The organism is Allobosea sp. 2KB_26 (assembly GCF_052115715.1).
Taxonomy (GTDB): Bacteria; Pseudomonadota; Alphaproteobacteria; order Rhizobiales; family Beijerinckiaceae; genus Allobosea.
Window position 1 is genome coordinate 337,464 of the sequence record NZ_JBFRHE010000006.1, and the last position, 10,190, is coordinate 347,653.

Consider the following 10,190-nt stretch of genomic DNA (forward strand, 5'->3'; position numbering starts at 1 on the left):
CCATGAAATATCGCAAGCTTTCGCCCGACGGAGACTACGTCTTCGGCGGTGGCACCGCTGACTTCTGGAAAGATGTCCCCGACGCGCCCGCGCAAGCCGTGCAGACCCGGCTTCAGCTCTTTCAAGGGGATTGGTTCCTCGATGCCAACGAAGGCATGCCCTGGCGCACCCAGGTGCTGGGGAATCGCACCGCCAATACGCGCGACCCGGCCATTCGATCACATGTTCTCGGCACGCAGGGCGTGACGGGTATCGCAGCCTATTCCTCCAATCTGAACCGCGACACGCGCGCCTTCAGCGGCGGGATGACGATCGACACGATCTACGGCCGAGCCACAGTCAAGGAAACGCTCTGATGGCGCTGCCGGTTTGCACGATCGACGAAAATGGAATTTTCAAGCCGGACTATCAGACCGTCCTCGACCACCTGCAGGCGAAGTTCCGCGGGATCTACGGCGAGGACATCTACATCGACCCGGACAGCCAGGACGGGCAGATGCTGGCGATCTTCGCCGCGGCGATCGACGACAGCAACGCCATGGCTGTGCAGATCTTCAACTCGTTCTCGCCGTCCAACGCGCGTGGCATCGGCCTCTCGTCGAACGTCAAGATCAACGGCATCAAGCGCCTATCCGCGTCGTTCTCGAGCGTCGACATCCTCATTACGGGCCAGGCGGGGACCCTGATCAACGGAGGCATTGCTCTCGGTGAAACCGGGGACCAGTGGATACTCCCGCCGCTTGTGCTGATCCCGCCTGATGGAGACATCACGGTGACGGCCACGGCCAAGGAACCCGGTAGCGTTCTGGCTCAGCCCGGCACGGTGACAGTCATCGGCACTCCGACCCGGGGTTGGCAGAGTGTCAACAACGTGGCCGAAGCCACGGCGGGCGCTCCGGTCGAGTTAGACGCAGCCCTGCGGCGTCGGCAGACGGTCTCCACGGCAATCCCCTCGCGCACCGTGTTCGAGGGCACGGTCGGGGCGGTCGCCTCCCTGTCTGGCGTCACCCGGTATCGGGGCTATGAGAACGACACCAATGTCACGGACGCGGACGGCATTCCGGGCCACTCGATATCGCTCGTGGTCGAGGGCGGCGACGCCCAGAGCATCGGCGACACGATCGCGGCGAAGAAGACGCCTGGCACGGGCACCCACGGCGCCACGCTGGTGGACGTGGTCGACGAGTTCGGCGTCGCCCGGGTCATCCGCTTCGACCGGCCCACGGCGGCGAGGATCAGGGTCCGGATCACGCTGACAGCTCAGGTTGGCTACACCAGCGGCATCGAGCAGAGCATCCGGGACAACGTCGCAAACTGGATCACGGCCTTGGAGATCGGGGAGGACGTGGAGTGGGCCGAGGTGTTCCTGCCGGCGAACCTCTTCGGTGCGGCAGCGACCAAGACCTTCAAGATCTCCGCCCTGGAGATCGCCAAGAACGCGGGGCCGTTCGTGATGACTGACCTGAACATAGCGTTCAACGAGGCGGCCGAGGCCGTCCCGACCGACGTCACGATCGTAGTCCTCTAGGAGCGGCCATGGCCAAGCAGACTATCAACGTCGGGAGCGCTCCCAACGACCACAAGGGCGACCCGCTCCGCGACGCCTTGATCAAGGCGAACTCGAACTTCGACGAGCTCTACGACGCCACCGGCAGCGGCGGCACGGCCATTACCGAGCTGCAGAACGAGGTGGCCGACCTCACCGCCAACAAGGCCAACAAGAACTCGCCGAGGATCGACAACCGGATCGACCTCGACGGAGCCTTCTTCTCGGCGTCCTGGCGCGACAACGGCTCAGGCACCCTCGGCTGGTACGTCGGCGCGGCGGACGCTGCGGATGGCGCTCAGTTTCCCATCGCGATCGTTGACAAGGCGACCGGGTCGATGACGGTCGCCAGCGGCCTCAACGTGTCGGCGAGCAACCCGCGAGCCAGCGTCTCCCACACCGGGGTCACCCCTTCGACGCTACGCTTCGGCGCAGATGCCGGGATCACGTGGTTAGGGTCGCAGACGAACAGCCCGCTCTACTTCATCACCAACGGCTCGGAGCGAGCCAGGCTCGACGCCTCGGGCAATCTAGGCCTCGGCACGACGACCCCGGCCACCAAGCTTGATGTTGCAGGCGCGGCTTCCTTCACGCTGGCGTCCTACTGCTACGCCGAGTTCAACAGCGGCGCAGTCAAAGGGCAGGTTGCCGCCAACGGGGGCGGCTCCGTCAATATTCGCGCGGTCAGTAACCACCCGCTATGCCTCTTCGCGAACAACATCGAGTGGGTGCGCGTCGACCCGACTGGGAACGTCGGCATCGGCACCACGACCCCGACCGTTCCGCTCCATGTCACGGGGGCCGGCACCTACACCGCGCTGTTCAACGGTGCATCGAAGGGCATCCGCTTCTGGTTCACCGCCGGCACCTCCCTGATCGAGGGGGTGGACAACACGGGAACTGCTTCCTACCAGCCGCTGACGCTGGGCGGCAGCGTCCTGCTCGCGGCGGCCACGTTCACGCCGACCACGCACAACTCGTTCGACCTCGGCGCGACCGCCGCTCGCTGGAAGAAGCTCTGGTCGGTGGACGCCGAGTTCACCAACTCGCCGATCGTGCCGACCCCGACGCTGGGCGATGCATCGACGAAGGCGGCAAGCACCCAGTTCGTGGCCAACGCGGTCAGCAACGCGGGCGTCGCTGCAGGGGCGATCCTGCCGTACCAGATGACAACGGCTCCGGCGGGCTGGCTCAAGGCGAACGGGGCGGCGGTCTCTCTGATTTCCTACCCCGGACTGCTAGCGATCTACGTCGGGAACACCGACAACCCAACCGCGACCTCCGGCTACCGTTGCGCCAACCCCGCCAATCCGAATGGAACGCGCAGCACGACCGGCGATTACATCGTCTTGCCCGACTATCGCGGCGAGTTCCTGCGCGGCTGGGACGACGGGCGCGGCATCGACACGGGGCGCACCATCTGGTCCGCGCAGGCCCATATGTTCCAGGACCACAACCACGAGCTGACGGCCTACGCCGCCGCCGGATCGTTCGCTCAGACGGGAGCGTCCGTCGCGCTCTCCAACGTCGGCAACACTGCGATCTCGTTCGCGAAGTCCGGCAATTTCGGCTCGGAGACTCGTGGCCGCAACCTCGCAGCGCTCTTCTGCATCAAGTACTGAGGCCACGCATGACCGAAGAGCAGACCAGTGCTGCGCCGCGCACGAAGACGGTCTATCAGACCAACAATGTCGGCATCTATCTCGGGGAGACCGTGGCGGACGAGAGCCCGCTCGAGCCGGGCGTGTGGCTCACTCCGGGCGGGTGCGTGACGGTGCCACCTCCCGTCCGATCCGAGGGGGAGCTTGCCAAGTGGGACCCGAACACAGAGACGTGGAGCATCGTCGTTCCCCCGCCGGATCCTGAGCCAGAGCCGGGGCCACCCAAGAAGATCGTGCTCATCTCGACCTTTTGGTCTCGAATGACCGACGAGGAGGCTGAGGCGGTAGATGGGGCGATCGCGGGCACTTCAGTTCGCCTGCGTCGGGTGTTCAACGCGCTTGGTGCGTTGCCCAACCACCACCCCGACTACTCGGCCATTCGGGATCTCGTGATCGCCGCAGTCGGTAGTCAAACTCGGGCTGACGAGATCCTCCTGCCCGAGATCTGACCGTGGGCGAGCAGTCCGATAATTAATCCGAAATGAGAGGGGGCTAGGAGCATGACCTGGCCGACTGCTGACGTAACCGAGGTCACCTGTGACGCGATCTGGGTCACGTGCGATGCGGGCACCCCGGTCGTCCCCCAGCCGGTCGTGGCTCCTGCCACGGTCGACCAGTACTTAGAGCTGATCACGAGCTACCACCGGGGGCGCCCGAAGTTTGTGGCCATGATGCAGGCGTTGGTCGCCCCCGTTGTGGCCAACTACAACCTCACCCAGAACATGCCGATCGCCTACGATATCGACGGCGCGGTCGGGGCGCAGCTCGACGTGGTCGGGGAGTGGGTGGGCCGCAGCCGCTTCGTGACGGTGCCAATCCCGGGCGTTTATTTCTCCTTCGACGACCCGCTGCTCGGGTTCAACCTGGGCGTCTGGAAGGGGCCGTACGACACGGGCACCGGCCTGACGCGGCTGGACGACGAGACCTACCGGACGCTGCTGCGCGCAAAGATCGCCGCCAACAACTGGGACGGGACGCTGCCCTCCGCCAAGGCGGCGCTGGATATCATCTTCCCTGACGGGGAGACGAAGCTCCTGATCATCGACAATCAGGACATGACCATGACGTTCGGGGTCGCGGGTACCATCCCCTCCATCCTGTTCCTGGTCCTGCTTTCGCAGGGGTACATCCCCCTCAAGCCGGAGGGGGTGCGGGCAAACTACCGCATCACTTCCGCCGGAGGGCCTCTCTTCGGCTTCAACGTGCAGAACGATTTCATCTCTGGCTTCAACACCGGATCTTGGGGCGTCTCCCCCGAGTACTACATCAGCTGAGGATAGAGCAGGATGTCCAACGAGTTCCTCCCCTTCGGCATCGGCCCGGGGTCCAACGTCATCACTCAGGCCGAGTATGACGGGCTCCTCGCCCGGCTGTCCGGCTTCATCGCTGGCGTGGCCATGTCCGAGCAGCTCAACAAGGTCTGGCGTCAGTCCTCGGTCATGTCAGCCATGGTCGGTCAGTTCATCTCCGACCATTCGCTCCAAGACGCGCTAGACAACGGCAACATCAGCCAGCTTCTCACTCGGTTCGAGGTCGCCCTCCGCCGCCAGGACTGGAGCTACGCCACGGCGGGCGGATCGGCCAACGCCCTGACCCTGACCCTTGCACCGGCCCCGACGAACTACGCCATCATGGAGGGTTCGCCGATCCGGGTGAAGATCGCTACGAACAACACGGCGGCGGCAACCATCAACGTCAACACCCTCGGCGTGAAGAACATCGTCCGGGCCGACGGCACGGCCAGCGCGGCCCGCGACCTGATCGCCGGCTCCGTAATCCAGCTGGTCTACGACGGCACCAACTTCCAGATCCAGAACAACGTCGAGGGCGCGGCGACAATGCTGGACACGCAGGTGTTCGGCAGCTCCGTCGGAGCGATCAGCTGGACCTGCCCGGCGGACGGTCTGTACGAGGTCACCGTGGCCGGCGCGGGCGCGGGCGGCGGCGGCAACAACGGGACCACGCAGGGGGCCTCAGGTGGCAACGGCGGCGGCGCGGCGGTCGGCCGGTTCGCATACACCAAGGGTCAGGTCGTGACCGGTTTCATCGGGCAGGGCGGCAGCGGCGGCGCGGGCGGGGGCGGCACCGGGGGAGCGGGCCAGACGACCTCGTTCGGGGGAGTCATCTCGGCGACCAGCGGCGCGGGCGGACTCGCCAGCGGTAACGTCAACGGCGGCGGCGGCATCGGCTCCGGCGGCGAGATCAATTTTCAGGGTATGACGCCGCAGGTCGGCGGCACCACACTGTTCGGTGGCCCCGGCGCGCACGGACCCCTCGGAATGGGCTCGGGCGGCAACGCCGGCTCGGGCGTGCAGAACGGCTCCGGCTACGGCGCGGGAGGCTCGGGCGCAGGTCCGTCGACCTCGAACGGCGGCGGCATCGGCTCGAACGGACTGATTATCGTAAAGAGGGTCAGATAGGATGGCGACGAAGAGATATGCCAGGGTCGTCGATGAGTACATCGTCGAGGTGATTGAGCTCCCTGCCGCCATCAAGATCTCCGACGTGTTCCATCCGGACGTCGTGTTCGAGGAGGTCGGCCGGAGCGTTGAGGCTGGCATGGTGCGGAACGGTGAAGGGTTCACCTTTCCGCATGCCCCAGAGCAGACCGCTGGCGAGCCACGGCAAACAAGCGTGGTAGGGGGGACACCGGCGGGATTGGAATTGCCGTCATCCCGATCGCAACGGGCGACGGCAGTGCAGGCGGCGATCGACAAGATCGCTTGATCCATTCCGCCTTAACCTCCGCCGCCCTTGGCCGGCCGAGTAAGCCGGCGCGCTACCTGTCGAAATTGCAGCCGGCTTGAGCCGCCGACAGTCCCTTCCTCGCGGCCAGGGCAAACTAGCGGCCGGGCTATGGCGGTCCGCGACCTCCAATACAGCAAAATGCCGCCCGGCGCAGTGGTCAAGACCGCGCCGAGCGGCGCGCCCGTCGGGAGGGAAACGAGCAAAACTAGCTTACGTTTCTCGATAACCAAGAGAAATGCTGATCAACGCAGTCGTGTTATGCGTCCGTTATTTCGATATTAGAAGCATCTCTGATCTGAATGCCGCGCCAACATAATGAGTCTGCCTCCATATTTCTTTGGGCCGCATTTTCGGCCGCTCTTTCTTTGAACGTGAATTACCGCCACCCGCCGCCGCCCGTGGGCGGCTTTGTCATATCTGGAGCATCCGAACGAAGGTTCGCGAGATGCCAAGGCGTGCTGACTCGCTCATTTACGAAGCCGCGCGGCAGTCTCGTCAGCTGGGCGAGCCGGGCCGGCGGGCGATTGCCAGCCCGGCTCTGACCGGGGACAGACGAACCAAGCGACGCCTCGGCTGTCTAATCAGGGCTCCAAAAGCCGAGAGATTCAACGCCGTCTTTCGGCGGATTGATCAATCACCCAAAGGATAATCCAAATGAACATCCGCGATGTGCAAGCCGCGCTGAATTGCCGTTACGACTCATCTCAATTGACAATAATTTCCACTTGCGGTGTTTGGTTTTCCAGTCGGCGAACCTGATCGTCGGCAGTCCGCAGGGGCTCAATGTCCGCTCGTCACTCGTTCGTTTCTCGCCATCGCCTGGCCTCGCTGCTCGCCGTTGGCGTCGCGCTTGTCACGCATGCCCCGTTCACATTGATGGGCCAAGAGCCGCGCTGTTGAGCCCTATGGTCCGCTTTTCTCCGACTTTCCGCCGCAACCTTGTCTATGCCGTTTTTCTCGGCTTCGTTGCGTTCGGCATGGTGCTGGACCATGTCTTCTGGCAGGGAAACCCGCCATACATCACGTGGAACGATCTGATCCAAAAGTGCGGCATGATCGTATTCGCGGTCATATGGCAGATTGAGGACTCGCGCGCCTTCGGCTTTACCCGCAGCCGGAAGGGCAATATCTGGACCGTTCTGTTTACCCCGCTCGGGCTCGCCTTCTACCTGCGCCGGACCCGCAAATGGCCCGCAGCTCTCGCGATCTGGCTCGGTTATTGGGGCGGAGCTTTGTTGGCTGCCCTGGCCGCGCATTTGATCGCCCGTTCCCTTTGAAGATGCGATCGGGAAAGACCGAGGCGCCGGAGAGAGACCTTTGCCGCGTTCAAGCAAGTGCGGGCCGGGTCAGAGATCAGTCAACAAGTCCGTTTGGTCGCCCTTGCGAGGGAATACTCTCGCGAACAGGCGCTTGAACATGGACCAGTTGTCTGATGCCTGCATCAGCGTGACCGTTTTAGTGATCTGCTTCTGAAGGTGAGGGTGGCCAACATCCTCAGTGAGGAACTGGTGATGCCGGGCGCGGCGACGGCCGAGGTCGTCCTTTGGGTTTTTCTGCCGCAGTTCGTCAATGACGCCCGATGGCAACTGCTCGTAAATGAACTGGTTGGTGAACTTTCCGACAACCCCCGGTCGCTTCACTGACTCTGGGTCGTACGCCCAACCGTGCAGCCGGAACATCTCTTCATAAAAGGAATTGGGGAATCGCTGGGCCCAAGGGAGGAGGTCCGGAGAGATATAGGCCTCAAGGATCTTGTGCAGGGCATCGCGCTTGCGCACTTCTTGGAAGCCAGTCGCCTCGTCGACCAGCGCGACGATGCCAACCCGAGCCAACCCGCGCATAATGAGTTCGCACTGCTGCGCGATGGCGAGTTGCTGCTTCTGAAGGACGCCGGCTGCACGGGCCGAGAGCACGGCTTCGCAAAGTTCGACGAGTGTCTCAGCTTCGTAACCGTATGCTCGTCCGCCCGTAGGAGTGATGAAAATAATGGGGGAGCGGATTCGATCGGCCAATTCATTGATAACAAAAGGTTTAATTCGTTCTCGGGCGGTGAAAAGCTCGAAACGGTTCATACCCCGGACCATGCTGCCACCCTGGGCCATGTTCATGGCCCGCTGCATCCCAGAGACTGTTAGAACTCGGCGCTCATCATCGAGGACATAGCAGGGGATCTCGATATCCCCGATTTTCAGGGGCCTCTTGTCGTCGCCAAATTCCGCCCGCGGTAGGTTAGCCCGATCCGGGTCAGCCTTGGCCCACCTTGCTTGAGCCCCTGCGCTCGCCACTGCTCGGCGCTGGTCTGGCGTCAGCTTTTCCAGCCGGGCCCGGCCAGCCTTCCGATGTTGCTCTGACATACTCGTTCCCTTTGCTAGGCATCGTTAGCACCGACGCTAGATGCTAACGGTCGATAGCACAAGATAGTTGTCCGCAGCCATCCCCAGGGTCGCCTGACCGGCGGCCCTTTTCCTTGGAGCACAGACATGACGCGTCGCATCAGCGATGAAGGCCTTGCGCTGATCAAGCGCTGGGAAGGATGCCGGCTGACCGCATACCGGGATGTCGCCGGCGTCCTGACGATCGGCTACGGCTCGACGGGCGCGCATGTGCGGCCCGGCATGAAGATCACGCAGGCCGAAGCGGATCAGCTTCTGGTCAAGGACCTCGCCCGGTTCGAGCGCGCGGTCGAGACACTGGTCAAGGTGCCGCTGAATGAGGGGCAGTTCGCCGCGCTCGTATCGTTCGCCTTCAATGTCGGGGAGGGGGCTTTCGCTAAGTCCACTCTGCTGAAGAGGCTCAACGCCGGAAACTATGCCGCCGTCCCCCGCGAGCTCATGAAGTGGGTCAATGCCGGCGGCAAGAAGGTCGAAGGCTTGGTCAACCGGCGCGCGGCTGAGGGCGGCCTTTGGGCGCGCGGCTCGCACGTCTCGAGCAACACGGTAGAGGCCAAGCCCGCGAAGCCTCCGGTCGTGACCGTCGACAACGTGGTCAAGGTTGCGACGCCGCTTTCCGCACTTCTCCAGGCCTTCACGAGCGGACCCGCTCAGATCGTCCTGGCTGTAGCGTTCGCCCTTGGCGGGGCCTTCCTGCTCTGGCGTTGGCATCGGTCTCAGCAGGAAGCGGCGGCATGACCTTCCTCTCCGCACTCTGGGGCCGGTTCGCCGGCCATTTCGCCGCGCTTGGCGCGCTGCTCGCAATCCTGATCGGAGCCTACGCGAGGGGGCGGCGCGAGGGGAAAGAAACCCTGCAGGCCGAGCAGGAGCGCGGCCGGCGCGAAGCCATCGCCAACAAGAGGAAGCTTGAGGATGAAGTCGACAACCTTGCTCCTGCTGACGTGGATCGTCGCCTCAACCGCTGGGTGCACAAAGATGGCCGGTGACTTCTGCGAAACAGCACGCCCTTTCAGGCCTACCGTTCATGCCGTTGCTGCGATGTCGGATCGCGAAAAGGCAGACATCGTGAAGCACAACGAGCATGGCGAGAGGCAGTGCGGATGGAAGCCGTGAAGCCTCGCCTCGATGTCACCCTGGGTAACATCCTGTCGATGGGAATGACGGCCGTCTCACTGATCGCGGTGATCGTGACCGTCAGCCTGTCCTATGCCCAGCTGCGAGCCAAGGACGATGTCCATGACATGCGGATCGCGATCGTCGAGGCGCAGATCGCAAAGCGCGAGGTTGCGGAGCAGTCGGCGAATAACCGCCTGTCGACCATTGAGGGCGATATCCGGGTGATCCGCCAGATCCTCGAAGGCGTGCGCCAGCCGCCTCGCTGAGCGCGCATTGCCGCTCCGAGAATCGAGGGAGCGCGAATCTCCATTGTCGCGACGACGTTATGCGACGCCGCCCGCGGGGCGCGTGCGCTTGCGCGACGGCGGGCCGGCTCCCGTGCGAGACGCACGCATGGCCCGCAAGCCGGGGGGGCTGGCGCAAAATGAGTGGTCTCGCTGTCTGATTTGCTGCTTTGACGCGCAGGTGGAATTCACAGGCTCGCCGCGTGGCCAAACTCGGCAGTCGACAGTTCCTGGATTGTGGATAATCACCGAGACAGCGTAGCGTTATCGCGGACCTATGCGTGCTTGGGCCACACGTTGCGAAACCGGAAGGAAGTGTTCAGATGCTGACGAAACGCGATCTGCTTGGCTCTGCTGCGATGGCCGCACTCGCCGCGGCGGCGGTGAAGTCCAGCCCGGTCCTTGCGCAAAGCAAAACCGAATGGCCGAACGTGTTCGAGGCCAA

At 63.7% G+C, this 10,190-nt stretch carries 12 protein-coding genes; 11 read left to right on the forward strand and 1 reads right to left on the reverse strand.

Annotated elements, in window-relative coordinates:
* The first annotated feature begins 2 nt into the window (after nt 1–2).
* The 8 genes from AB4099_RS19060 (at nt 3) to AB4099_RS19095 (ending at nt 7,232) form a co-directional block, all read left to right on the forward strand.
* Nucleotides 3–356: a contractile injection system sheath initiator gene (locus AB4099_RS19060; RefSeq protein ID WP_441479198.1), complete on the forward strand. Its 354-nt coding sequence runs from the start codon at nt 3–5 to the stop codon at nt 354–356.
* Complete coding sequence (locus AB4099_RS19065; protein ID WP_441479199.1) at nt 356–1,528, forward strand: baseplate J/gp47 family protein; 1,173 nt, start codon at nt 356–358, stop codon at nt 1,526–1,528. The genes AB4099_RS19060 and AB4099_RS19065 overlap by 1 nt, the downstream gene beginning before the upstream one ends.
* 8 nt (nt 1,529–1,536) lie before the next feature.
* Nucleotides 1,537–3,168, forward strand: coding sequence for a phage tail protein (locus AB4099_RS19070; protein WP_441479200.1), 1,632 nt, complete (start codon nt 1,537–1,539; stop codon nt 3,166–3,168).
* Nucleotides 3,169–3,176: 8 nt separating this feature from the next.
* A complete protein-coding gene (locus AB4099_RS19075) occupies nt 3,177–3,656 on the forward strand; it encodes a hypothetical protein (RefSeq protein WP_441479201.1) in 480 nt (159 codons plus the stop codon).
* Nucleotides 3,657–3,707: 51 nt separating this feature from the next.
* Entirely contained in the window at nt 3,708–4,481 is a 774-nt protein-coding gene (locus tag AB4099_RS19080; RefSeq protein ID WP_441479202.1) for a DUF2612 domain-containing protein, read from the forward strand.
* Nucleotides 4,482–4,493: 12 nt separating this feature from the next.
* Nucleotides 4,494–5,627, forward strand: a complete 1,134-nt coding sequence (locus tag AB4099_RS19085; RefSeq protein ID WP_441479203.1) for a hypothetical protein — start codon at nt 4,494–4,496, stop codon at nt 5,625–5,627.
* 1 nt (nt 5,628) lies between these two features.
* The gene (locus AB4099_RS19090) at nt 5,629–5,934 is read left to right on the forward strand and encodes a hypothetical protein (protein ID WP_441479204.1); all 306 of its coding nucleotides are present in this window, start codon (nt 5,629–5,631) and stop codon (nt 5,932–5,934) included.
* Nucleotides 5,935–6,851: 917 nt separating this feature from the next.
* Complete coding sequence (locus tag AB4099_RS19095; protein ID WP_441479205.1) at nt 6,852–7,232, forward strand: hypothetical protein; 381 nt, start codon at nt 6,852–6,854, stop codon at nt 7,230–7,232.
* 69 nt (nt 7,233–7,301) lie between these two features.
* Here AB4099_RS19095 and AB4099_RS19100 read toward each other — a convergent pair whose 3' ends face one another.
* Nucleotides 7,302–8,309, reverse strand: a complete 1,008-nt coding sequence (locus AB4099_RS19100) for a P63C domain-containing protein (protein WP_441479206.1) — start codon at nt 8,307–8,309, stop codon at nt 7,302–7,304.
* A gap of 126 nt (nt 8,310–8,435) precedes the next feature.
* Between AB4099_RS19100 and AB4099_RS19105 the strand changes: the two genes are divergently transcribed.
* The 3 genes from AB4099_RS19105 to AB4099_RS19115 all read left to right on the forward strand — a co-directional run bounded on the left by AB4099_RS19105 (nt 8,436) and on the right by AB4099_RS19115 (nt 9,727).
* The gene (locus AB4099_RS19105) at nt 8,436–9,083 is read left to right on the forward strand and encodes a lysozyme (protein WP_441479207.1); all 648 of its coding nucleotides are present in this window, start codon (nt 8,436–8,438) and stop codon (nt 9,081–9,083) included.
* Nucleotides 9,080–9,331 (forward strand): hypothetical protein, encoded by a 252-nt coding sequence (locus AB4099_RS19110; protein WP_441479208.1) that lies wholly within the window; start codon nt 9,080–9,082, stop codon nt 9,329–9,331. The genes AB4099_RS19105 and AB4099_RS19110 overlap by 4 nt, the downstream gene beginning before the upstream one ends.
* Nucleotides 9,332–9,454: 123 nt before the next feature.
* Entirely contained in the window at nt 9,455–9,727 is a 273-nt protein-coding gene (locus AB4099_RS19115; protein WP_441479209.1) for a hypothetical protein, read from the forward strand.
* Nucleotides 9,728–10,190: the final 463 nt, after the last annotated feature.